Below are 22,284 nucleotides of genomic sequence, written 5' to 3' on the forward strand. Positions count from 1 at the left end.
AGAACGAGTGAAGCGAACGGTCACCCATCTCGCCGACGGCCGGGAGCTCATCTACTTCGATGAGCGCGACGATGCGTCCCGGGACGCCGTCGACCAACGGGATCTGCCGCCGCCACCCCCGGCGTCGGAGATGCGGCACGACCCGATCCTGGACGAGTGGGTCGCGATCGCCGCGCACCGCCAGGCCCGCACCTTCCTGCCGCCGAGCGACCAGTGCCCGCTGTGCCCGTCGACGCCCGAGTGGCAGAGCGAGATCCCGGCGCCGGAGTACGACGTCGTGGTCTTCGAGAACCGCTTCCCCTCGTTCAGCCACCGCGTCGGGCCGGCCCAGGGCGACATCCTGCCCGGGCTCGTGCCGACCCGCCCGGCCGCCGGGCGCTGCGAGGTCGTCTGCTTCACCTCCGACCACAACGCCTCGTTCGCCTCGCTCACGCCCGCCCGGGTGCGCACGGTGATGGAGGCGTGGGCCGACCGCACCGCCGACCTGTCCACCCGCGACGACATCGAGCAGGTCTTCTGCTTCGAGAACCGCGGCGAGGAGATCGGGGTGACCCTGTCCCACCCGCACGGGCAGATCTACGCGTACCCGTTCGTCACCCCGCGCACCCGCCGCATGCTGCGCTCGGCCCGGGAGCACCGCGAGCGCAGCGCCGGCGGCAGCAACCTCTTCGCCGACGTGCTGGCCGCCGAGCGGGCCGCCGGGACGCGCATCGTGGCCGGCAACGAGCTGTGGACGGCGTTCGTGCCCGCGACGGCGCGCTGGCCGTTCGAGATCCACCTGTACCCGAACCGCCAGGTGGCCGACATCCCCGCGCTCACCACCGAGGAGCGCGACGCGTTCGGCCCGCTGTACCTCGAGGTCCTCAACCGCCTCGACGGCATGTTCGGGCTGGCCATGCCGTACATCGCGGCCTGGCACCAGGCACCCGTGCGGGTCGCGCGGGACCTCGCCTACCTGCACCTGCAGCTGTTCAGCACGCGGCGGGCGCCGGGCAAGCTCAAGTACCTGGCCGGGTCGGAGTCGGCGATGGGCGTGTTCGTCAACGACGTGCGCCCCGAGCAGGCGGCGCAGATGCTGCGGGAGGTCGTGCTGTGAGGACCGCGCTGGAAAGGCTCCCCGAGGGCCCGTGGGACGTCGTGTGGGCGAGCCCGGGCCGGGTGAACCTCATCGGCGAGCACACCGACTACAACGACGGCTTCGTGCTGCCCTTCGCCCTGCCGCACGCCACCGTGGTGGGCGGCCGGCGCGCCGACGGTCCGCAGTGGACGGTCACCTCCGAGCAGACCGGCGAGACGGTCACCTTCGGCCCCGACGACAAGGTCGAGGGCTGGGCGTCGTACGTCGCCGGGGTCGTCTGGGCGCTGCGCGAGGCCGGCCACGATGTCCCGGGTGCGTCCCTGACCATCACCTCGGACGTGCCGTTCGGGGCCGGGCTGTCCTCGTCGGCGGCGATCGAGTGCGCCGTGATGGCCGTCCTGCTGGACCTGGGCGGGATCGAGGTGCCGATGGCGGTACGCCCACGCCTGGCCCAGCGCGCCGAGAACGAGTACGTCGGCGCCCCCACCGGCATCATGGACCAGTCGGCCTCCACCCTGTGCCGGGCGGGCCACGCGTTGTTCCTGGACTGCCGGTCCCTGGCCACCGAGCAGGTGCCGTTCGACCTCGCCGCGCAGGGCCTGGCCGTCCTGGTCGTGGACAGCAAGGCCCCGCACGCCCACGTGACGAGCGAGTACGCGGCCCGCCGGCGCAGCTGCGAGGAGGCGGCGAAGATCCTCGACGTGCCGGCCCTGCGCGACGTGGCGCCGGACGGCCTGGAGGCGGCCCTGGCCCGGCTCGACGACGAGGTGATGCGCAAACGGGTCCGGCACGTGGTCACCGAGGACCAGCGCGTGCTGGACACCGTGGACGCCCTGCGGGCCGGCGACGCCCGGGCCATCGGACCGCTGATGACGGCCTCGCACGAGTCGATGCGCGACGACTACGAGATCACCGTGCCGCAGGTCGACACCGTGGTCACGGCGGCCCTCGCGGCCGGCGCGTACGGCGCCCGGATGACCGGCGGCGGCTTCGGCGGCTGCGTGCTCGCCCTGGTCGACGCGGACCGCTGCGAGGCGGTGGAGGCGGCGGTGCGGGAGGCGTTCGCCGAAGCCGGCTTCACGCCCCCCGACGCCTTCGTGGTCACCCCCGCCCAAGGGACCCACCGAGTCACCCGCTGAGGCCCGACGTGCTGCCGCCCGTAGGACCCGCTGCGCTCTTGAGGGGGTGTGGGTGGAGCGAAGCTCCCCCACCGCTCTTCAGGACATCGAGCGGTAATCAACGGTGCCGCATGGACCGTCCGATCAGCAGATCAGGCGGGCGTCGGCCCAGTCGGCGTGGTCGTGGTCGTTGCTGCCCGCGCTGCCCACGACCAGCCGCACGTTCGACCGCCCGGTGACGTCCACGTCGATCGCCACCGGGCTCGCGGCCGTCACGGTCGGGCTCGTGTAGAGCGTCGTGCCGTCGCCCAGCACCGAGAACGTGACGCCCGTGGAGACGGTGCCGACCTCGGCGTCGAGCCCGCCGATCGCGGTGAAGCGGGTGCAGCCGGCCGACGGGACGGTGATGTCGCTCGCCGCGTGGGCGCCGATGCCCTTCTGGTAGGAGACCCCGCCGACGGTCAGCACGCTGCCGTCCGCGGCCGCCGTCTCGCCGTTGGACCGGTCGCGCTCCACCGGGCCCCAGCCGTTGGTCGCCGTGCCCCAGGTGCGGTCGCTGACGGCCGAACCGGCGCCGGGGGTACCGCAGACCAGGGTCGCGCTCCCCCAGTCGCCGTGGTCGCTCGCGTTGCCGTCGCGGGCGTCGGTCACCCGCAGTTCGAGGGTCAGGTAGCCGCCGGTGGACACCGACAGGCGGGTCGGGGCCTGGCCACCGGTCTTGACCGGGCTGTAGCCGAGCAGCCGGCCGTCGCCGTAGACCGCGAAGCGCGCCGAGCCCGCGCCGCCCACCTCGGCGTCGATGCCGACCTGGGCGGTGAAGGTGCGGCAGGCGCGGCCGAGGTAGACGTGCACCGCCCCGTCCGCGTGGGCCCCGATGCCCTTGGCGAACGTGGTGCCGCCGACGTTCAGCGTGGTGCCGTCGGTGGCGCCGGTCTCGCCGTTGGAGCGGTTGCGCTCGGCCGGGCCCCAGCCGTTGCTGGTCGCGGCCCAGTTCAGGTCGCTGACCTGGTACGTGCCGGCGGCCGGGGCGGCGGCCAGGGAGCCGGCCCTGGTCACCCGGAACATCGCGGCGCCGTGGGCGGGGACCGAGGCGCTCAGGGCGCCGGTGGTCGAGCCGGTGGCGCCGGTCCAGAGGTTCTTCGTGGTGTACGAGGTGGACCCGGCGAGGCCGAGCACCGCGGTGTCGGTGGAGACACTGGCAGTACCGGTGCCGCGGTTGAACAACACGACGGCGACCGAACCGTCGCTCATCGGTTTGGCCCAGACCTCCTGGTCGCCCGCATCGGCCACGCGCCGGCCCTGGGAGCCGCCCCAGTCCCGGTTGACCGCGATGACGTCGGCGTTGCGCAGGATGCCCAGCGTCGCCGCGCTGACCGTGCGCAGGTCGTTGCCCAGCAGCAGCGGCGAGGACAGCAGCGACCAGAGCGAGAAGTGCGCGATGTTCTCGTCCTGGGTCAGCGACCCGTTGCCGACCTCGAGCATGTCGGGGTCGTTGTAGTACCCCTTGCGCGCGAACGGCTCCAGCCCGGCCTGCTGGTCCAGCAGCGAGGTGATGGTGGACCAGTTGGTGTTGATGTCGTCGGTGGTGCGCCAGGAGCTGCCGCCGACGTCCGGCCCGAAGACCCACGGCTCGTCGTTGCCCCAGTTGCAGATGCTGTAGACGATCTGGCGGCCGGTCGCCTTGAGCGCCTCGCCCATCGCCCGGTAGCGCTCCAGGGCGGGCCGGCCCTGGTTGTTGCAGTTGTCGTACTTCAGCAGGTCGATGCCCCAGGACGCCCACGTCTGCGCGTCAATGACCTCGTGGTCCAGGCTCGCGGGCAGTCCCTGGCAGGTGGCGGTGCCGGCCGAGGAGTAGATCCCGAGCTTCAGGCCGCGGGCGTGGACGTAGGTGGCGATGGCCGCGATGCCACCCGGGAAGCGCACCGGGTCGGGGCGCAGCCGGCCCTGCGCGTCCCGGGTGCCGGCCATCCAGCAGTCGTCGATGTCGACGTAGGTGTACCCGGAGTCCCGCAGTCCGGTGCTGACCATGGCGTCGGCGGTCGCCTTGATCAGGTTCTCGTCGATGTTGCAGCCGAACCGGTTCCAGCTGTTCCACCCCATGACGGGGGCGGTGAGCGGTCCTGGTTGAGGTGTCGCCGCGGCGGCGGCGGGCGACGCGCCGGTAACAGCGAGCGGGATGGATGCCGCGGCGACCAGCAGGAGGGTCGTGGCGGCCGTGTTCAGGGCGCGTTTCAGCACCCCAGGAGATCGGATCATCGCAGCTCCCCGGCGGTACGAGATCGAAATTGTTGAATATTGTTGTACGCCGATAAACACTGCCGCACAAGGTTCTTCATCGATGTCGGTCCGGCATCGCCCAGGTCTCGGTCATGTGACAGTTGGTGTTTGGTTTTGGTCGGGTGGGTGGAAAGTCTTGACAGAAAAAGTTGGAGGATGAGTGAATGCGATACACCTCGATGAGGTCCGCACAGACACCCCAGTCGACCCCTCGCTCAAGGGAGTGACACACGATGATCGATATGCGTGGCCGCTGGCGGCCCGCCCTGGCCGTGCTCAGCGCTGCGGCCCTGCTGATGACCGGCTGCGCGAAGTCCGAGGACGACAACGCCGGCGCCGGCGCGACGGCGAACGCCTCCGCCGCCGCGCAGGCCACGAAGTCGGCCGACGCCGCCGGTGCGAGCTGCACGCTGCAGCAGTTCGGCGGCACGAAGATCGACCTCAAGACCGCCCAGGTCGGCTTCTCCCAGTCGGAGAAGGAGGCCAACCCCTTCCGCATCGCCGAGACCCAGTCCATCAAGGACGAGGCGAAGAAGCTGGGCATCCCCGAGGCCAACCTCAAGACCACCAACGCCGACTCGAAGTTCGACAAGCAGATCACCGACGTGAGCACCCTGATCGACCAGGGCGTTCAGCTGCTGATCGTGGCCCCGCTGAACTCGGACGGCTGGGACTCGGTGTTCGCCAAGGCCTCGGCCAAGAAGATCCCGATCATCACGATCGACCGGAAGATCAACGCGAAGAGCTGCACCAACTACCTGACCTTCATCGGGTCGGACTTCGCGGAGCAGGGCAAGCGGGCCGCCGACAAGATGGCCAAGGCCATGAACAACACCGGCACCGTCGCGATCCTGCTCGGCGCCCCCGGCAACAACGTCACCACGCTGCGCACCAGCGGCTTCAAGGACGAGATCGCCAAGGTCGCCCCGGGTATTAAGATCGTCTTCGAGCAGACCGGCAACTTCTCGCGCGAAGAGGGCCAGAAGACGGCCGAGCAGCTGCTGCAGGCCAACCCGAACGTCAACGGCATCTACGCCGAGAACGACGAGATGGCCCTCGGCGCGGTGACCGCCCTCAAGGGCGCCAGCAAGAAGGCCGGCGACGTCAAGATCGTGACGATCGACGGCACCAAGGGCGCGGTCCAGGGCATCGTGGACGGCTGGATCTACTCGGTCATCGAGTCGAACCCGCGCTTCGGCCCGCTGGCCTTCTCGACCGCCGAGAAGTTCTTCAACGGCGAGGCGATCCCGGAGAACATCATCATCTCCGACCGCGAGTACGACTCGACCAACGCGTCGTCCGACATCGGTCTGTCCTACTGAGGCCTTGAACCCCTTGCCGGGCGAGCGCAGGCTCTCCCGGCAAGGGGTTCGGCGCGTGGAAAGAGGAAACATGTCCCTGCTGGAAGTGGCCGGGGTCAGCAAACAGTTCCCGGGCGTGCGCGCGCTCGACGACGTCTCGTTCACGCTGGAGCCGGGCGAGGTGCACGCGCTCGTCGGCGAGAACGGGGCCGGCAAGTCCACCCTGATCAAGGTCCTCACCGGCGTGTACCGCCCGGACGGCGGCGAGGTGCGCTACCAGGGCGAGCCGGTCTCCTTCGGCGGCCCGCTGGACGCCCAGGCGGCCGGGATCTCCACCATCTACCAGGAGGTCAACCTCGTCCCGCTGATGAGCGTGGCGCGCAACCTCTTCCTGACCCGGGAACCGCGCAACCGCCTGGGCCTCGTCGACGTGAGCCGGATGAACCGCGAGGCGGCCGAGATCCTGGCCGGCTACGGCATCACCTCCGACGTGCGCCGCCCGCTGGGCCTGATGCCCCTCGGCGCGCAGCAGATGGTGGCGCTGGCCCGGGCCGTCATGGTCGACGCCAAGGTCGTCGTGATGGACGAGCCGACCTCCTCGCTCGAGCCCCGCGAGGTGGAGACCCTCTTCGGCGTCATCCACCAGCTGCACGAGCGCGGCGTCGGGATCATCTACGTCAGCCACCGCCTGGACGAGCTGTACCGCATCTGCGACAGCGTCACGATCCTGCGCGACGGCAAGCTGGTGCACGCCGGCAAGCTGGCCGACCTGGAGCGCGTCCAGCTCGTCTCGCACATGCTGGGCCGCCCGGTCAACGCCGAGCGCTCGTTCACCAGCTTCGCCGGCGAGCACGACGCCGCCGGGGCCGCCCCGGTGCTGAAGGCCACCGACCTCAACAGCCGCCACCACCTCGCGGGCGTCAGCTTCGAGGTCCGGCCGGGCGAGGTCGTCGGGCTCGGCGGCCTGCTCGGCGCCGGGCGCAGCGAGACCATCAAGGCGGTGGCCGGCGCGCTGCCGCTGGACAGCGGCTCGGTCGAGGTCGACGGCCGGCCGCTGCGCCGCCCGACCCCGGTCAGCGCGCTCAAGGCCGGCATCGCCGTGCAGCCCGAGGACCGCAAGGCCGAGGGCATCGCGCTGGGGCTGTCGGTGCGGGAGAACATCGCCCTGGCGATCCTGCCCCGGCTGGCCACGGCCGGCGTGGTCTCCGAGCGGAAGATCGACGAGATCGTCGACACCTTCATGCAGCGGCTGCGGATCAAGGCGTCCAGCCCGCACCAGCGGGTCGGCGACCTCTCCGGCGGCAACCAGCAGAAGGTGCTCCTGGCCCGCCTGCTGGCCACCGGGCCGAAGGTGCTGCTGCTGGACGAGCCGACCCGCGGCATCGACGTGGGCGCGAAGGCGGAGGTGCAGGCGCTCATCGACGAGCTCGCCTCCGAGGGCCTCGGGGTGGTGCTGGTGTCCTCGGACGCCGAGGAGCTCATCGAGGGTTCCGACCGTGTGGTGGTACTGCGTGATGGCGCCGTGGTGGGCATGCTCCGCGGCGACGAAGTGACGACGGAGCAGCTGATGAACGTGATCGCGGTGGCGTCGTCATGACGGCCGTTACTGCTGTCGAGAAGGTCCAGGTCAACCGCTGGCGACAGCTCCTGCCGGTGTACGGCGTGTACGTGGCCCTGCTCGTGCTGGTGCTGTTCAACGTGGTGTACACCGACAACTTCCTCGAGTGGTCGAACCTGCGCATCCAGCTGGTCCAGGTCACCCCGGTGGTCATCGTGGCCCTCGGGATGGCGCTGGTCATCGGCACCGAGGGCATCGACCTGTCCGTCGGGTCCGTGATGGCCCTCGGCGCCGCGATCATCCCGCTGTACCTCGGCTACGGCCCGGTCGCGGCCATCGTCCTCGCGCTGGTCGGCGGCCTGGTCATCGGCTTCGTCAACGGCGGCCTCGTCGCGTTCGTGGGGCTGCAGCCGATCGTGGCCACCCTGGCCATGCTCGTGGCCGGGCGCGGCATCGCGCTGGTCGTGTCCAGCGGGCGCTACAAGGACATCCGCAACGCCGACTTCATCGAGATCGGCACCGGGCAGTTCCTCGGGGTGCCCTACACCGTCTGGATCGCCGCGGTCCTGGCCGTCGTGGTCGGCTTCGTGGTGCGCCGCACGGTCTTCGGCCGGCGCCTGCTCGCCATCGGCGACAACCGCCCGGCCGCGGTCCTGGCCGGCGTCCCGGTGCGCCGGGTCCTGGTGACGGTCTACATCATCAGCGCCGTGCTCGCCTCGGTCGCCGGCATCATCCAGGTGGCCCGGATCGGCTCGGCCGACGCGTCCCGGATCGGCCTGCTCATCGAGCTCTCCGCGATCACCGCGGTGGTCGTCGGCGGCACCCCGCTGACCGGCGGCAAGGTGCGCGTGCTCGGCACCGTGGCCGGCGCGCTGCTCATGCAGCTGCTGACCGCGACGATGATCGCCAACAACCTGCGCGACTCGACGGCGCAGATGGTGCAGGCGGTCATCATCCTGGTCGCCGTGTACGCGGCCCGCGAACGGAGGACCCGATGAGCAGCCAGACGGTCGTGACGCCCCCGGCGAAGGCGGCCCGGGCCGAGGCCGCCTCGATGCGCACCGAGCGCGTCGTCGAGCTGATCCAGCGCCAGGGCGCGCTCGCCGTGCTCGTGCTGGTGATCGTCGTCGGCGTGGTCACCTGGGACAGCTTCCGCACCTTCGACAACCTCGGCACGGTGCTCATCTCCACCGCGCCGCCGGCCCTGATCGCGCTGGGCATGACCTTCGTGATCATCAGCGGCGGCATCGACCTGTCCGTCGGGTCGCTGTACGTGCTCGGCGGGGTGCTCGCGGCCTGGGCGTCGCAGTACGGCACCTGGGCCGCGTTCGCGCTGCCGCTGGCCGTGTGCGGGGTGTTCGGGCTGGTGCAGGGCCTGATCATCGCGTACGCGCGGCTGGCGCCCTTCATCGTCACGCTGGCCGGCCTGCTCGGGGCCCGGGGCCTGATGCTCGCCCTGTCCGACGAAGGGGCCGACACCTACCTGGTGAAGACCGACTCCTTCAAGCACTTCGGCACCGGCGAGTTCCTGGGCATCGGTTACCCGGTCTACCTGGTCATCGCGCTCTTCGCGGTGGGGATGCTGCTGCTGTACCGCAGCCGCTTCGGCCAGTCCGTCTACGCCATCGGCGGCAGCGAGGACGCGGCCCGCCTGATGGGCGTGAAGATCCGCAGCACGCAGATCCGCGTCTACGTCCTGTCCGGCGTCCTGGCCGGGCTGGCCGGGGCGATCAACGCGGCCCGCCTCGGCTCCGGCGTCACGGTCCTCGGCACCGGCATGGAGCTGGACGCGATCGCCGCGGTGGTCGTCGGCGGCACGCTGCTGACCGGCGGGGCGGGCACCCTCGGCGGGACCATCGCCGGCGTCCTGCTGCTGCAGGTGATCCAGAACATCATCAACCAGATCGGCACGGTCACGTCGGCCTGGCAGACGGTCATCAGCGGGGCGTTCATCGCGCTGGTGGTCGTGGCCCAGACCTACCTGGCCAGGCTGCGGCGGGTGGCCTCCGGGTAGTGGGGTGCGGCAGGCCGTTCGGAGGGGCGTCACCGGTACATCCGGGGGCGCCCCTTTCCCCATGGTGCAAATTGCAATAGCTGACGCTCCGACTCCGGCCGCACACGTTGTGCGACTTCGGTCTTGGCCGGGCCGACAGGATGTCCTCCTGCCACCCAGCACTGGGACCATCGGCGTTGGAGGTTGCGTGTGAGCGTGCCCGGATACCGCGACATGCCGGGACGGCCCTGGGATGCCCACTCCCCCGTGGACCCCGCCGAGGCCGAGGACTTTCTGGCCCTGTTCCACCACGAGCAGCAGCCCGGCGGCAACGGGCGCGAGCGCCTGGCCCGGGTCCGCGACGAGATCGCCGAGACCGGCACGTACGTCCACACGTACGCCGAGCTCGTCTTCGGCGCCCGCGTGGCCTGGCGCAACGCCTCCCGCTGCATCGGCCGCCTCTACTGGCGCAGCCTCGTCGTGCGCGACCTGCGCAAGGTCACCACGGTCGCCGAGATCCACGAGGAGCTCGTGCGCCACCTGCGCCTGGCCGGTCAGCGCGAGCGGCACGTGATCCGCCCGGTCATCTCCGTCTTCGCCCAGCACATCCCCGGCCGCCCGGCGGTGCGGCTGTGGAACGACCAGCTGATCCGCTACGCCGGGCACCGCCACCCGGACGGCACCGTGGTCGGCGACCCGCGGTACGTCCAGTTCACCGAGACCCTGCAGCAGCACGGCTGGCGCGGCAAGCCCGCCAACCCGTTCGACGTGCTGCCCCTCGCGCTGGAGGCCCCGGACGGCACGGTGAGCCTGCACGAGCTGCCCGAGGACGCCGTGTGGGAGGTGCCGATCGAGCACCCGGAGCTGCGCTGGTTCGCCGAGCTGGGGCTGCGCTGGCACGCCATCCCGGCGATCGCGAACATGCGGCTCACCATCGGCGGCGTCGACTATCCGCTGGCGCCGTTCAACGGCTGGTACCTGGGCACCGAGATCGGCGCGCGCAACCTGGCCGACCGGGACCGGTACAACCTGCTGCCCCTGGTCGCGGCCCGAATGGGACTGGACACGTCGACCGAGCGCTCGCTGTGGAAGGACCGCGCCCTGGTCGAGCTGAACCGGGCCGTGCTGTGGTCCTTCGACCAGGCGGGCGCGCGCATCAGCGACCACCACACCGAGTCGGAGCGGTTCCTGGCCCACATGGTGAGCGAGGAGCGCTCGGGCCGCCCGACCCCGGCCGACTGGTCGTGGATCGTGCCGCCGATGAGCGGATCGACGACGGGCGTCTTTCACCGGTACTACGCCGAAGCCGACCAGCGCCCCGGCTTCTACCTCGACGCGGAGGCGCGCGAGCTGGGCAAGCGCGGACGTTCTCCGGTCCCGGCTCCGGCCGCGGCGCGTTGCCCGGTCGCCCACGCCCCGGCCGCCGACCATCCGCCGCTGCCCCGGCCCAGGCCGGTGCCGACGGTGATCCCGCCGGTGCGCCCGGCGTCGCCGGACGTGCTGGTGATGGAGGCCCCGGCGCCGGTACCTGCGCAGCGCCAGGGCTTCCTCAGCCGCCTGCTGAAACGCTGAGCGGTCAGCCCTTCAGGACCGTCGCCAGGGCGTCCACGGCGACGTCGATGTCGGCCTCGGTGACCGTCAGCGGCGGGGCCAGGCGCAGCGTCGAGCCGTGCGTGTCCTTGGCCAGCACGCCGAGCGCCATCAGCCGCTCGCTCGCCTCGCGCCCGGTCATCAGGGCCGGGTCGATGTCGATGCCGGCCCACAGCCCGCGCCCGCGGACCGCGGTCAGGCCGTGGCCGACCAGCTCGTTGAGCCGGCGGTGCAGGTGCGCGCCGACCGTGCGCGCCCGGTCCTGCGGCTCGCCGGTCTCCAGCAGCCCGATGACCGCCCGCGCCACCGCGCACGCCAGGGGGTTGCCACCGAACGTGGAGCCGTGCTCGCCGGGCCGCAGGACGCCCAGGACGGCGGCGTCCGCCGCGACCGCCGACACCGGGACGATGCCGCCACCCAGCGCCTTGCCCAGAACGTACATGTCGGGTACGACATTTTCGTCGTCGCAGGCGAACGTCGCGCCGGTGCGGCCGAGGCCGGACTGGATCTCGTCGGCCACGAACAGGACGTTGTTGTCGGTGCACAGGCGGCGCACGCCCGGCAGGTAGCCGCGCGGCGGGACCAGGACGCCGGCCTCACCCTGAATGGGCTCGAGCAGTACAGCCACGGTGGTTTGATCGATGGCGGCCTCGAGCGCGTCCAGGTCGCCGTAGGGCACGACGACGAACCCCGGCGTGTAAGGGCCGTAGTCCGCGCGCGCCTCCGGGTCGGTGGAGAAGCTCACGATGGTCGTGGTGCGGCCGTGGAAGTTGCCGTCCGCCACGATGATGGTGGCCTGGCCGTCCGGGACGCCCTTGACCTGGTACCCCCACTTGCGCGACACCTTGATCGCGGTCTCCACGGCCTCGGCGCCGCTGTTCATCGGCAGCACCATGTCCTTGCCGGTGAGCCGGGCCAGGTCGCGGCAGAACGGGCCGAACTGGTCGTGCAGGAAGGCGCGGCTGGTCAGCGTGACCCGGTCCAGCTGCTCGCGGGCAGCGGCGATGAGGCCGGGGTGGCGGTGGCCGAAGTTCAGCGCGGAGTACCCGGCCAGGCAGTCCAGGTAGCGGCGCCCGTCCACGTCGGTGACCCAGGCGCCCTCGGCCTCGGCGATGACGACCGGCAGCGGGTGGTAGTTGTGCGCGGTGTGCGCCTCCGCCTCTTCCACTGCGGTGCTCGTGCGATTGACGACGCTCGTCATGACCGGACCTCCAGGGTGCAGCACTTCGGCCCGCCGCCGGCCCGGTGCAGCTCGGAGACGTCGACGGGGACCGGCTGGAACCCCTTCGACGCTAGCGCTGCGGCCAGCCGGGTGGCGGCGGATGGCAGGACGACCCGGTGACCGTCGCTGACCGCGTTGAGGCCCAGCACGGCGGCGTCCTCGGCGGTGGCGAGCACGGCGTCGGGGTACAGCCGCCGCAGCACGGCCTGGCTGCCCGCGGAGAACGCGCCCGGGTAGTACGCGATGTTGTCCTTCGACAGCACGGTCAGCGCGGTGTCGAGGTGGTAGTAGCGCGGATCGACCAGCTGCAGGGTGAGCACCGGCCGGCCGAAGAGCTCCTGCGCCTCGGCGTGCGCGGCGTGCTCGGTGCGCAGCCCGGTGCCGGCCAGGATCCACTCGCCGGCCAGCAGCAGGTCGCCCTCGCCCTCGTTGACGCTCTTCGCCGCGTGCACGTCGAAGCCGTTGCGGGCGAACCACTCCAGGTAGGCCGGGCCCTCGTCGGCGCGCTCCGGGTGGCGGAACTGGGCGCCGTACACCCGGCCGTCCACGACCGTCGCGCCGTTGGCCGCGAAGACCATGTCGGGCAGGCCGGGGACCGGGTCGATGAGCTCGACGGTGTGGCCGAGGGACAGGTACAGCTCGTACAGCGTCGTCCACTGCGCGACGGCCCGCCCGGTGTCGACCGGCCGCGTCGGGTCCATCCACGGGTTGATCGCGTAGTCCACCGCGAAGTAGGTCGGGCGGCACATGAGGTAACGACGGCTCATGGACACAACCTACGGCCGGATTCGCTGCTTTTTGAGAGCTCTTCGTTGCGCTGTGCGTTGATCCGGCGGCGATTCGTTGCGTTAACGCAGCTCTCGCCAGTTGCCGGGCTGGGCCAGCAGGCCGGAGACGCAGTTCATGGCGCTGTCCTCGTCGGTGAACTCGTAACGGCGGGCGCGCCCGTCGGCCCCGCCCTCCCGCGACTCGACCCACCAGATGCCGGCGTCCTCGAAGAGGTAGACGTCGCGGCGGGCCAGCCGGCCCCAGGTGCCGTTCCACCAGTGTTTTCTGCGCTCCATGGGGCTTATTCGAACACATGTACCAACGTCACGGTAGGGTGGGTTAACGGAAGCCCGCCATGGGTACGCCTGCTCCATGTCGGCGGACCTCATCGAGCTCCTCACGGCCGAGCACCGCCGGCTGGAATCGCTGTTCGCCGACGTCGAGACGGCCCCGACGGCCGCGCGCCGGCGCGCGGCCCTCGCCGCCGCCGCGGCCGCGCTGGAGCGGCACACCGCGGCCGAGAACCGCTTCCTGCACCCCGCGCTGCACGAGCATCTGCCGGCCGGGCCGGACATCGCGGCGTACGAGGAGGCCGAACACGCCTCGTTCGACGGGCCGCTGACCATCGAGCGCTTCGACGCCGTACGCCAGCACATGCAGGAAGAGGAGACCGAGCTCTTCCCCCGCCTGGCCGAGGCCTGCCCGGCCGAGGAACTGCGCCGCCTGGGTGAGGCGATGCAATCCGTGCGTGTGACGGAATGATCGCGCGGGTAAGCCTGCATTTATGGCAGTTTCCGAGGACAGGCAGCCGCTGATCGCCACGCTCAAGAAGGCCGCGTTCCACCTCAAGGACGCGGGCATCCCCTTCTGCCTGGCGGGCAGCTTCGCCGTATACGCGCGCGGCGGCGAGTCCGTCGACCACGACATCGACTTCCTCATCAAGCAGGAGGACGCCGAGCGGGTCCTGGCCTCCCTGTCCGAGGTCGGCTTCCGCGGCGAGGTCCCGCCCGAGGGCTGGCTCGTCAAGGCCTGGGACGACGACCTCCTGATCGACTTCATCTTCTGCCCGGTGCAGCGCCCGGTGACCGACGCGACGCTCGAGGACACCGACATCATCGCGGTCAACGCCTGCCACATGCCGGTCCTCTCGGCCACCGAGCTGATGATCCACAAGACCCTGACCTGGTCCGCGCACTACTGCGACTTCGCCCGCGGCCTGCCGGTCGCGCGGTCGCTGCGCGAGCAGATCGACTGGCCACGGGTCTACCGGGAAACGGCCCACTCGCCCTACGCCCATGCTTTCCTGTTCTTGATCGACCGCCTCGGCGTGATGTCGATGGCCGAGGCCAGCGCGCTGGCGGCGGCCGTCTAAGGGGGAAACGATGTCCACAGACCAGTACGTCGAGGGCGAGCTGCAACACCTGCTCGCCGAGGACGACCGGATCACCGAGCAGGGGATCCGCTTCGTGCGCACCGACTCCGGGATCGCCCTCGTCGGCGAGGTGGAGAGCGCCGAGCGCCGCGCCATGATCTGCCAGGTCGTCAGCGAGGCGTTCCCGGACCTGCCGGTGCAGTGCAACATCGGCCTGACCCGCGTCCACGAGCCGGAAGAGGTGGAGGAGCTGTGAGCGGTACCGACTGCGTTCGCGTTGCCGCGGTAGGCGACGTCCACCTCGACGCCGACGTGGTCGGCCGCTACCGCCCCGCGCTCGAGCACCTCGGCGACAAGGCCGACCTGCTCCTCCTGGCCGGCGACCTGACCCGGCACGGCACCGCCGACGAGGCCCGCTGCGTGGCCCAGGAGTTCGGCGGCCTGGCGGTGCCGGTGGTGGCGATCCTCGGCAACCACGACTACCACTCCGACCAGCAGGATGCCGTTTCGTCGGTACTGCGCGACGCCGGCCTCATCGTCCTGGAGTGCTCCGGCACCGTCCTGGACTGCAACGGCGTCCGCGTGGGCGTAGCCGGCACAAAGGGCTTCGGCGGCGGCTTCGCGGGCGCGTGCGCCAGCGAGTTCGGCGAGCCGGAGATGAAGGCCTTCACCCGCCACGGCCGCGAACTGGCCGCCCGCTTCGGCGAGTCCCTGGCCGCGCTGGACTGCGACGTGAAGGTCGCGCTGACGCACTACTCCCCGGTCCCTGAAACCCTGCAGGGCGAGCCGCTGGAGATCTACCCGTTCCTGGGCTCCTACCACCTGGCCCAGGCCATCGACGCCACCACGAACGTCGGCCTGTCCGTACACGGCCACGCCCACGCCGGTTCCGAACGCGGCATGACCCCAGGCGGCGTCCCGGTCCGCAACGTCGCCCACCCGGTGATCAAGCAGGCTTACAACGTGTACCAACTGTCGGTCTCGACGGCACTCGCCCCGGTCTGATCCTGGCCACTCTGATCACTCTGAGCCCCTCCCTGAACGGGGAGGGGCTCAGCCCATGTTCGTGCTCTCCGGACTCCGCCGCGAGCCCTCCGTCCCGGTCGCCGACGACTGCCTTCCGCCCACCACGATCGTCGCCCAAACGGCCGGGGACCATAACCACGCACCGGGCGTCTGGATCGCGCTTCGGCGGCGTAGAGTCCGCATCCGCGTCGACGTCAAGATCAACGGTCGAGGGGAAGCGGACAAGGGAACAGCGATACTCGACAACGGGCGTGAACAGCATTGCGGACGCCTGATTCGAGCTTCTGCACGCGATTCCAGAGGTGCGGCGGCTGATGAGGAACGTCCGGGACACGTCCGACTACGGCGTTCGCAACCCGCTGAAGAAATCGGTCGAAGAGTCTCGCGAACTGCTGGCAACAGCTCTTGAGAAGCACGCATCGGAAACGTGGAGAGCGTCAGGCAAACCTGCGCCGATGTCCTGAAACACTCAGCGAACCGTAGCCTTGAGCGGGCTTGGCCACGCGGATGACCAGCACGACGGCGGCTTTGAGCCCCGAAAGGGGTTGACCATGTCGCGAACGGACAAGGACGGTCCGCATCACCCGCGGACCGGCTTGCGGCGCCTCATCGGCAGCGGTCCGCCGCGCTGGTTCATCCACGACAACTGGACGAGCAGGGACCGCCAAGCCGCACGGGCGGGGTGCCGTCGGGCCGCCGGCGAACATCGCGGGAACGGGATCGTCGATACCATCCCCATCACCCGGCAACATCGCCACGAGGGCCAGTGGCACTGGTGGTGACTTGACGTACCGGAGATCAGGCATCCGGATCTGCCACCGCTGGCGCCTGGTCTGCGGCCTCCCTGACATCGGCCTGGCGAGGGCGCAGACTGCGCGGGTGGAGTTCCAGCTCGCGTTTTCCGCGCCTGACGGCAGCCATCGCTTCCAGGTCTGGGTGGAGCCGGAGGGGATGTATTACGAACTCCCTGAGGCCGCACAGCTCGTCTTGTCGTTCCGGGGTCCCGACGCGATGCGGGCCGAGTTCACCCACCGGCCCGACAAAGTGATCATCTGGCGACCCGCCGACACGGAGGTCTGGGCCGTCGTGGCTGACGGCGAGGCGGAGCAGATCGCCGGCTGGCCCGACGTTCCCGCCCCGGGCCTGGATTCCGGCGGCGCTCAACCGAGCGCGCCCGGACGGGAACTGAGCGAGCAGCTGTTCCACCCAACCGATCGCCGCATGGTCCCTGGCGACCGCGCCGCCACCTAAGCCGTCGGCGCCGCGTCCACCCGGCAGCGCCCGCCATTTTCGTTCGGACACCAACGGGTTCGGCTCCGTCGTTGCGTCAGAAGGGTTCGACCAGTTCGCCGCGCAGAAACGTCAGGGCGTGGGCGAGCAGCCGCGACACGTGCATCTGCGAGATCCCGAGCCGCTCCGCGATCTGGGTCTGGGTGAGGTTGCCGAAGAAGCGCATCGCGATGATGCGCTGTTCGCGCTCCGGCAGCCGGGCGATCAGCGGCCGAAGCGACTCGCGGTCGTCCACCGCCTCCAGGGCGCGGTCGGACGAGCCCAGCAGGTCGGCGAGTTCGGCGCCGGTGTCGTCGCCGCCGGCGGGGGCGTTGATGGACAGGGCGCGGTACGCGTGGCCGGACTCCAGGCCCTCGATGACCTCTTCCTCCGAGACGCCGGCCCGGGCGGCCAGGTCGGCTACCGTCGGGGAGCGGCCGAGCTCCTGGGCCAGGTCGCCGGAGATCTTGCCGAGTTCGAGGCGGAGCTCCTGCAGCCGGCGGGGTACGCGCACGTCCCAGCCCTTGTCGCGGAAGTGGCGCTTGAGCTCGCCGACGATCATCGGGATGGCGTAGCTGGTGAAGGCGGCGCCGCGGGTGGGGTCGAAGCCGTCCACGGACTTGATCAGGCCTACGCCCGCCACCTGGTTGAGGTCGTCCAGCGGCTCGCCGCGGTTGCGGAAGCGGCGGGCGAGGTACTCGGCCAGCGGGAGGTACAGCTCGATGAGCCGGGCCCGGATGCGGGGCCGGTCGGGGCTGTCGGGCGGGAGGTCGGCCAGGACGGTGAGCAGGGCCTGAGCGGCGGCCTCGGCGTCCTTGCCGGGTGCGCGGGAACGATGGGAGGTGATGGACATGAGGGGATCCCCCTGCCTGCCTGCCGGGAGCGAGGGCACGCACGGGCGCGGCGGCTCACGGCGAAAGTTTCGGCCGGTCGGCGCCCTGGTCTCGAGCGCCCGGCACGGTCCCGCGGCGACTGGATCGCGGCTGATTTGACGATCCGCCGGGGTGCATCCGCCGCCTGGAACCGGTCCAGCGAAGAATGCAGATACGGTCCGACCAACGTACCGCGCCGCCCGGCCCCCGGGCAAGACGCACACCACTGAACGTGGTCAGGAGACCTCGGAGAGTTCGTCCTCTTCGGAGGCTTCCGAGGGCTCCTCGGGGGCGTCGGAGTCGGTAGTACCGGTGACCGTGCGGTACACCCGCTCGAGCTCGGTCGCCGCCCGCTCCCAGGTGTAGCGGGACCGGACGCGGTCGATCGCCGCGCTCGCGAAGCTCATCCGGCGCACCTCGTCGCCGAGCAGGGCGCGCAGGGCCCCGGCCATCGCGTTGATGTCGCGGGGCGGGACGAGCACGCCGGTCACGTTGTCGATGACGCTCTCGCCGATGCCGCCGAGCTCGTAGGCGACCACCGGCACGCCGCAGGCCATCGCCTCCAGCGGGGTCAGGCCGAACGGCTCGTACCAGGGCGCGCAGGCCAGCACGTCGGCCGAGCGGTACCAGCCGGCCAGTTCCTCCTGGGTGACCGCGCCGACGATGCGCAGCCGGTCGCCGACGCCGTGCGAGTCGGCCAGCTGCAGCAGCCGGCGGGCCTCGGGGTCGGCGTCGATGTCGCGGGGCGGGCGGGCCGGGTCGGAGCCGCCGACGACGACCAGCTCGGCGCCCGGCACCCGGCGCAGCGCCTCGACCAGATCGCCGAAGCCCTTGCGGGCCACCAGCGGGCCGACGGTGAGGATGCGGCGCAGGCCCGGGCGGCGGTGGTCGGCGGCCGGGCCGGTCGGGGTGAAGACGTCCACGTCGACGCCGGACGGGACGATCACGGTGGCGGCGCGGCGTACCCCCATCCGGCCCAGCTCGGCCACCTCGTCCTCGCTCTGCGCGACGACGCGGTCGGCGAGCGAGCCCAGGGTGCGCTCCAGCCCGGCGCGGGGGCCCGGCTTGGCGTTGTGGTCGGCGGGCAGCGCGCGGCGCTCGGCGGAGGCGAGGCCGTGGTACGTCACGACGACCGGGCGGCGCACCTCCGCGGTCGCGGTCAGCGCGGCGAGGCCGGAGAGCCAGTAGTGGGCGTGCACGACGTCGGGCGCGGCGCCGGGGTCCTCGGCCCAGCGCGCGGCCAGGGCCCGGCCGAAGTCACCCATCAGCGGCAGTTGCTCGTCGGGCGGCAGCGGCGCCTCGGGTCCGGCCGGCACGTGCTCGATCGACACGCCCGGGGAAAATTGCACCGTGGCGGGGGCGGCGCCGTCCTCGCGGCGGACGTACACGGTCACCTCGTGCCCCATCGCGCCGAGGGCCTTGGCCACGGCCGCCACGTGCGTGTGCCGGCCTCCCGCCACCGGGCCGCCCAGCCCGAGTGGGCTGGCCTGAGCGGAGACCAGGGCGATCCTCAAGACTCCGACCTCCACCGAACCGACTGCGCTTACCTGCCACCGCCCCTACCCGGGCCGGATGGTGGTAAACATCAACGGGCGAGCCGGACGACGGCTCGCGCACGCGAGCATGGACAGTCACACGGACGGGAGAGGGAACGGCATGGCCGACAGGGCCCCCGAGGGCGGCAACAGCAGCGCGGAGCCGGCCGAGGCGCTCGCCGCGCTCGTCGCGAAGCTGCGGGCCGAGCTGACCGGGGTGCGCACCGCCATGCGGAACCGCGCCGTCATCGAGCAGGCCAAGGGTGTGCTCGTCGAGCGGCTCGGGATCACCCCGGACCAGGGCTTCGACCAGCTCGTCCGGCTCAGCCAGCGGACCAACATCAAGCTGATCGAGGTCGCGGCGGCGATCGTCGGCACCACCTCGCCCGACCCCAACGCGCCCGATGTGGTGAATCTCATCGACGACGAGCTCCGCCAGCACGTCGCGCGCACGAGGGCAAAGGACAAAAAGCCCGAAAAGCCGGATATGGTACCGGCGGTTGCTCGCAAACGCGCCAGCCGTACACCCGAAGTCGAAGCTCTTCAGTCCCAGCACCAGCTGCTCAGTGCGCGGGTCGCGGCCGCCCGGTCCTATGACGAGATCTGCGAGGTGCTCGGCACCGCCCCCACCGCGTGGCCGGCCCCCACCGCGGTGCTGCTGACCCTGCTCGACCCGGACGGCGCCCAGCGCGGCGTCGGGACCTTCGGGGTGCCGGGCGAGGTGCGCAGCCGCTGGTCGCGGATCCCCCCGGACCCGGGCCTGCCGCTGGTCGTGGCCGCGCAGGACGTCGAGACGCTCTGGCTCGCGCCGGAGCCCGACGCCCGGCGCCGCTTCCCGGTGCTCGGCCAGCAGCCGTTCAGCGGCGAGACGCTGCTCGTCTCGCCGTTGATCTCCGACGAGCGGGTCATCGGCGGCATCCTCATGACCTGGGCCGAGGGGCTCCCGGAGGCCGAGGAGCTGCGCCGGTACGTCGCGGCGCTCCTCGAACCCGTCGCCCGCCAGGTCGACACGCTCATCCGCGACGAGATCGCCAGCGCCTGGTTCCACGTCGACGGCGAGGAGAGCGGGCAGGGCGCCCCGGCCCAGGTGTGGCTGCCGACCGTGGCCGACGCGCTGCACGACCCCGGCGCGCTGCTGTCCCCGGTGCACGAGGACGGGCAGCTGGTCGACTTCCGCGTGGAGTACGCGAACGGCCTGGCCCGCCAGATCTTCTCCGGCGCGCGGGTCGATCCGGACGAGGCGACGCTGCTGGCCGCGTACCCGGCGCTGGGCAGTGCCACGCTGCTGCCCGAGTTCGCCCGGGTGCTGCAGGACGGCCAGCCCCGCCGCCTGGAGGGCCTGCGGGCCGACCCGCGCACCGACGGAGTGCCCGGGCCGCAGACGCTGACCGTGCACGCGGTGCGCCTGTGGGACCGGGTGTTCGCGGTGTGGAAGGTCGCCACCGAGGCCGACCTGCTCTACGACCAGCTGCTGCAGGCCGAGCGCATCGCGGGCATCGGCTCGTTCTGCTGGGAGCTGCGCGACCCCGAGCCGCGCTGCTCCCCCGAGCTCGTCCGGCTCTTCCACCGCGGCCAGGCCGGCGGCCGCGACGTGCGCAACGGGGAGGCGCGCATCCCGGTCGACGAGCTGACCGCGAGCGTGCATCCGGATGATCTGCTGGCCGTACAAGATGCGGTAAGGCGCACGATCGTCGAGGGCAAGCAGCTGCTCGCCGAGATCCGCGGGGCCGGCCGCGTCAACGGCCGCCGGCTGCGGCTCACCGCCGAGGCCATCCACGACGACACCGGCAACGTCATCGCGGTGCGCGGCACGGTCCAGGACGTCACCGAGGAGCGCGCGATCGAGGCCCGCCTGCGCCGCGCCGAGGAGGCCCTGGCCGCCCAGCGCCACCGCCTGGCCGACGAGCGCCGCGCGGCCGAGGCGCTGCAGAAGGCCCTCCTGCCCACCGACCCCGAACTCGGCCACCTCGAGGGCGTCGAGATCTGCGGCCGCTGCCGCTCCCCCGAACGCGTCGGCACGATCGACGGCGACTGGTACGACGCCACCCCCGTAGGCCCCGACGGCTCCTCCATCCTCGTCCTGGGCGACGTGGACGAGCGCGGCCTGTCCTCGATGACGACGGCCGCCCGGCTGCGCTACGCGGTGCGCGCGTACGCGATGCTGGACATGCCGCCGGGCGAGATCCTCACCGCGGTCAACGGCATGCTGTGCGCCATGGAGGTCGACCACACGGCGTGCCTCATCGTCGCCAGGTACAACCCGCAGACCCGCGAACTGCGCTGGGCCGCCGCGGGCCAGGTCGCCCCGATCCGCTACGACGCCGCCGGCCAGGGAACGGTCCTCTCGGGCCCGCTCGGCCTGCCACTGGGCGAGGTGGACCAGATGCAGTACTCGGACGCGGCCGTGACCCTGGCCCCCGGCGACCGCGTGCTCTTCTACACCGGCCTCAACGCGACCGTCTCCCGGCGCCGCGGCGGGGGTCTGGACCTGGTCCGGCGGGCGGGCGAGCAGGTGGACCTGGCCGACTTCGACGCCGTGGTCACGCACCTCATGACGGTCCTCAACGTGCCGGAGGACGAGGACGTCTGCGCGATGCTGGTGCACGTGCCCTAGGCGCGTTCACAGCGTGCGCGAGTCCCAGTCCCAGGCAAGGTCGAGCCCGTCGAAGCGGCCGAGCGCGTCGCGATGCCGGCCGGCGATCACGATCCGGTCGGGGCCGAGGTGGGCGAGCAGGTCGTCGTCGCCGAAGTACCGCAGCGCCGGGTCGGGCCACTGCCACAACCCGTCGTCGAGCTCGCGCAGCCGCACCTTGACCGCTCGCACCGCGTCGACCGGCGGCGCCATTCGCACGAGCCCGTGCAGCGGCGCATAGGTGGCCTCATAGACCGCCGCATAGACCAGAAACCGCGACAACGGCAGTCCCGTGTACAGCTCGTCGTTCTCGAGAACCTCCGGATCCCTGGACCCGGCGTGGAAGGCGGCCTCGTCGAAGGAGTACCAGTCCTCGCTCCCCTGCCAGAACCGCGCCCCACCGGGCGGCAACATCTCGTGATCCCGGCTCAACGGAAACGTGTACCGCGCCGCCAGCCGATGCCACTCCGCGAGCGCCTCGGGCACGCCGGGCAGCTCGAGCGCGACGGCCGGGCGGTCGGGCGGCCCGTACCAGCGATACACGAACCGCCCGAGGCTGTCGGGCGCGACGACGTCCAACTCGTACACGCGCAACATCATGCCGCGTTGTTGCATATTCGCTACCAAAACCCAGAAGTAGACCATTACGAATATTGATGAAATCGCGTACTCT

The 22,284-nt window shown here is 71.4% G+C and carries 20 protein-coding genes; 13 read left to right on the top strand and 7 right to left on the bottom strand.

Annotated elements, in window-relative coordinates; all coding sequences use genetic code 11:
* Nucleotides 1–7 precede the first annotated feature (7 nt).
* Nucleotides 8–1,096, top strand: coding sequence for a galactose-1-phosphate uridylyltransferase (gene galT, locus ACQP00_RS45175; protein ID WP_433209440.1), 1,089 nt, complete (start codon nucleotides 8–10; stop codon nucleotides 1,094–1,096).
* Complete coding sequence (gene galK, locus ACQP00_RS45180; RefSeq protein WP_433209443.1) at nucleotides 1,093–2,217, top strand: galactokinase; 1,125 nt, start codon at nucleotides 1,093–1,095, stop codon at nucleotides 2,215–2,217. The genes galT and galK overlap by 4 nt, the downstream gene beginning before the upstream one ends.
* Nucleotides 2,218–2,340: 123 nt before the next feature.
* On the opposite strand, the gene ACQP00_RS45185 is transcribed toward galK, so the two are convergent.
* Nucleotides 2,341–4,452 (bottom strand): NPCBM/NEW2 domain-containing protein, encoded by a 2,112-nt coding sequence (locus ACQP00_RS45185; protein ID WP_433209446.1) that lies wholly within the window; start codon nucleotides 4,450–4,452, stop codon nucleotides 2,341–2,343.
* A 254-nt stretch (nucleotides 4,453–4,706) separates the two neighbouring features.
* On the opposite strand from ACQP00_RS45185, the gene ACQP00_RS45190 reads away from it, so the two are divergent.
* The 5 genes from ACQP00_RS45190 to ACQP00_RS45210 all read left to right on the top strand — a co-directional run bounded on the left by ACQP00_RS45190 (nucleotide 4,707) and on the right by ACQP00_RS45210 (nucleotide 10,897).
* The gene (locus ACQP00_RS45190; protein WP_433209449.1) at nucleotides 4,707–5,795 is read left to right on the top strand and encodes an ABC transporter substrate-binding protein; all 1,089 of its coding nucleotides are present in this window, start codon (nucleotides 4,707–4,709) and stop codon (nucleotides 5,793–5,795) included.
* A gap of 70 nt (nucleotides 5,796–5,865) precedes the next feature.
* Nucleotides 5,866–7,371, top strand: coding sequence for a sugar ABC transporter ATP-binding protein (locus tag ACQP00_RS45195; protein WP_433209452.1), 1,506 nt, complete (start codon nucleotides 5,866–5,868; stop codon nucleotides 7,369–7,371).
* On the top strand, nucleotides 7,368–8,330 hold the full coding sequence (locus ACQP00_RS45200) for an ABC transporter permease (RefSeq protein ID WP_433209455.1): 963 nt from the start codon (nucleotides 7,368–7,370) through the stop codon (nucleotides 8,328–8,330). The genes ACQP00_RS45195 and ACQP00_RS45200 overlap by 4 nt, the downstream gene beginning before the upstream one ends.
* Nucleotides 8,327–9,346 (top strand): ABC transporter permease, encoded by a 1,020-nt coding sequence (locus tag ACQP00_RS45205; RefSeq protein WP_433209458.1) that lies wholly within the window; start codon nucleotides 8,327–8,329, stop codon nucleotides 9,344–9,346. The genes ACQP00_RS45200 and ACQP00_RS45205 overlap by 4 nt, the downstream gene beginning before the upstream one ends.
* Nucleotides 9,347–9,535: 189 nt before the next feature.
* On the top strand, nucleotides 9,536–10,897 hold the full coding sequence (locus ACQP00_RS45210) for a nitric oxide synthase oxygenase (RefSeq protein ID WP_433209461.1): 1,362 nt from the start codon (nucleotides 9,536–9,538) through the stop codon (nucleotides 10,895–10,897).
* A gap of 4 nt (nucleotides 10,898–10,901) precedes the next feature.
* On the opposite strand, the gene rocD is transcribed toward ACQP00_RS45210, so the two are convergent.
* The 3 genes from rocD to ACQP00_RS45225 form a co-directional block, all read right to left on the bottom strand.
* Complete coding sequence (gene rocD, locus ACQP00_RS45215) at nucleotides 10,902–12,116, bottom strand: ornithine--oxo-acid transaminase (RefSeq protein ID WP_433209464.1); 1,215 nt, start codon at nucleotides 12,114–12,116, stop codon at nucleotides 10,902–10,904.
* Nucleotides 12,113–12,904 (bottom strand): dimethylargininase, encoded by a 792-nt coding sequence (gene ddaH / locus ACQP00_RS45220; protein WP_433209467.1) that lies wholly within the window; start codon nucleotides 12,902–12,904, stop codon nucleotides 12,113–12,115. The genes rocD and ddaH overlap by 4 nt, the downstream gene beginning before the upstream one ends.
* Before the next feature lie 81 nt (nucleotides 12,905–12,985).
* Nucleotides 12,986–13,201 (bottom strand): hypothetical protein, encoded by a 216-nt coding sequence (locus ACQP00_RS45225; protein ID WP_433209470.1) that lies wholly within the window; start codon nucleotides 13,199–13,201, stop codon nucleotides 12,986–12,988.
* 76 nt (nucleotides 13,202–13,277) lie between these two features.
* Between ACQP00_RS45225 and ACQP00_RS45230 the strand changes: the two genes are divergently transcribed.
* From ACQP00_RS45230 to ACQP00_RS45250, 5 genes are all read left to right on the top strand, one after another.
* Nucleotides 13,278–13,667 carry a hemerythrin domain-containing protein gene (locus tag ACQP00_RS45230; RefSeq protein ID WP_433209473.1) on the top strand — a complete coding sequence of 130 codons (390 nt, stop codon included), beginning with the start codon at nucleotides 13,278–13,280 and terminating at the stop codon, nucleotides 13,665–13,667.
* A 22-nt stretch (nucleotides 13,668–13,689) separates the two neighbouring features.
* The gene (locus ACQP00_RS45235) at nucleotides 13,690–14,277 is read left to right on the top strand and encodes a nucleotidyltransferase family protein (RefSeq protein ID WP_433209476.1); all 588 of its coding nucleotides are present in this window, start codon (nucleotides 13,690–13,692) and stop codon (nucleotides 14,275–14,277) included.
* 10 nt (nucleotides 14,278–14,287) lie between these two features.
* Entirely contained in the window at nucleotides 14,288–14,533 is a 246-nt protein-coding gene (locus ACQP00_RS45240) for a hypothetical protein (protein ID WP_433209479.1), read from the top strand.
* Nucleotides 14,530–15,282 (top strand): metallophosphoesterase family protein, encoded by a 753-nt coding sequence (locus ACQP00_RS45245; RefSeq protein ID WP_433209482.1) that lies wholly within the window; start codon nucleotides 14,530–14,532, stop codon nucleotides 15,280–15,282. The genes ACQP00_RS45240 and ACQP00_RS45245 overlap by 4 nt, the downstream gene beginning before the upstream one ends.
* A gap of 900 nt (nucleotides 15,283–16,182) precedes the next feature.
* The gene (locus ACQP00_RS45250; RefSeq protein WP_433209485.1) at nucleotides 16,183–16,554 is read left to right on the top strand and encodes a hypothetical protein; all 372 of its coding nucleotides are present in this window, start codon (nucleotides 16,183–16,185) and stop codon (nucleotides 16,552–16,554) included.
* A 76-nt stretch (nucleotides 16,555–16,630) separates the two neighbouring features.
* Here ACQP00_RS45250 and ACQP00_RS45255 read toward each other — a convergent pair whose 3' ends face one another.
* Nucleotides 16,631–17,425 carry an RNA polymerase sigma factor SigF gene (locus ACQP00_RS45255; protein ID WP_433209488.1) on the bottom strand — a complete coding sequence of 265 codons (795 nt, stop codon included), beginning with the start codon at nucleotides 17,423–17,425 and terminating at the stop codon, nucleotides 16,631–16,633.
* Nucleotides 17,426–17,680: 255 nt separating this feature from the next.
* A complete protein-coding gene (locus ACQP00_RS45260) occupies nucleotides 17,681–18,958 on the bottom strand; it encodes a glycosyltransferase (RefSeq protein ID WP_433209491.1) in 1,278 nt (425 codons plus the stop codon).
* Nucleotides 18,959–19,100: 142 nt separating this feature from the next.
* Here ACQP00_RS45260 and ACQP00_RS45265 point away from each other — a divergent pair, with 142 nt between their 5' ends.
* Entirely contained in the window at nucleotides 19,101–21,593 is a 2,493-nt protein-coding gene (locus ACQP00_RS45265) for a SpoIIE family protein phosphatase (protein WP_433209494.1), read from the top strand.
* Nucleotides 21,594–21,599: 6 nt separating this feature from the next.
* Here the strand turns inward: ACQP00_RS45265 and ACQP00_RS45270 are convergent, their stop codons facing one another.
* On the bottom strand, nucleotides 21,600–22,199 hold the full coding sequence (locus ACQP00_RS45270) for a hypothetical protein (protein ID WP_433209497.1): 600 nt from the start codon (nucleotides 22,197–22,199) through the stop codon (nucleotides 21,600–21,602).
* Between the last annotated feature and the right edge of the window lie 85 nt (nucleotides 22,200–22,284).

Origin of the sequence: Dactylosporangium sp. CS-047395, assembly GCF_050942185.1 — a bacterium.
In the GTDB taxonomy this organism is placed as follows: Bacteria; Actinomycetota; Actinomycetes; order Mycobacteriales; family Micromonosporaceae; genus Dactylosporangium.

Coding starts and splice junctions, on each gene's coding strand:
- ACQP00_RS45185 (WP_433209446.1), bottom strand. CDS start 4,452: ATGATCCGATCTCCTGGGGTGCTGAAACGCGCCCTGAACACGGCCGCC.
- ACQP00_RS45190 (WP_433209449.1), top strand. CDS start 4,707: ATGATCGATATGCGTGGCCGCTGGCGGCCCGCCCTGGCCGTGCTCAGC.
- ACQP00_RS45195 (WP_433209452.1), top strand. CDS start 5,866: ATGTCCCTGCTGGAAGTGGCCGGGGTCAGCAAACAGTTCCCGGGCGTG.
- ACQP00_RS45200 (WP_433209455.1), top strand. CDS start 7,368: ATGACGGCCGTTACTGCTGTCGAGAAGGTCCAGGTCAACCGCTGGCGA.
- ACQP00_RS45205 (WP_433209458.1), top strand. CDS start 8,327: ATGAGCAGCCAGACGGTCGTGACGCCCCCGGCGAAGGCGGCCCGGGCC.
- rocD (WP_433209464.1), bottom strand. CDS start 12,116: ATGACGAGCGTCGTCAATCGCACGAGCACCGCAGTGGAAGAGGCGGAG.
- ddaH (WP_433209467.1), bottom strand. CDS start 12,904: ATGAGCCGTCGTTACCTCATGTGCCGCCCGACCTACTTCGCGGTGGAC.
- ACQP00_RS45225 (WP_433209470.1), bottom strand. CDS start 13,201: ATGGAGCGCAGAAAACACTGGTGGAACGGCACCTGGGGCCGGCTGGCC.
- ACQP00_RS45230 (WP_433209473.1), top strand. CDS start 13,278: ATGTCGGCGGACCTCATCGAGCTCCTCACGGCCGAGCACCGCCGGCTG.
- ACQP00_RS45235 (WP_433209476.1), top strand. CDS start 13,690: ATGGCAGTTTCCGAGGACAGGCAGCCGCTGATCGCCACGCTCAAGAAG.
- ACQP00_RS45240 (WP_433209479.1), top strand. CDS start 14,288: ATGTCCACAGACCAGTACGTCGAGGGCGAGCTGCAACACCTGCTCGCC.
- ACQP00_RS45255 (WP_433209488.1), bottom strand. CDS start 17,425: ATGTCCATCACCTCCCATCGTTCCCGCGCACCCGGCAAGGACGCCGAG.
- ACQP00_RS45265 (WP_433209494.1), top strand. CDS start 19,101: ATGGCCGACAGGGCCCCCGAGGGCGGCAACAGCAGCGCGGAGCCGGCC.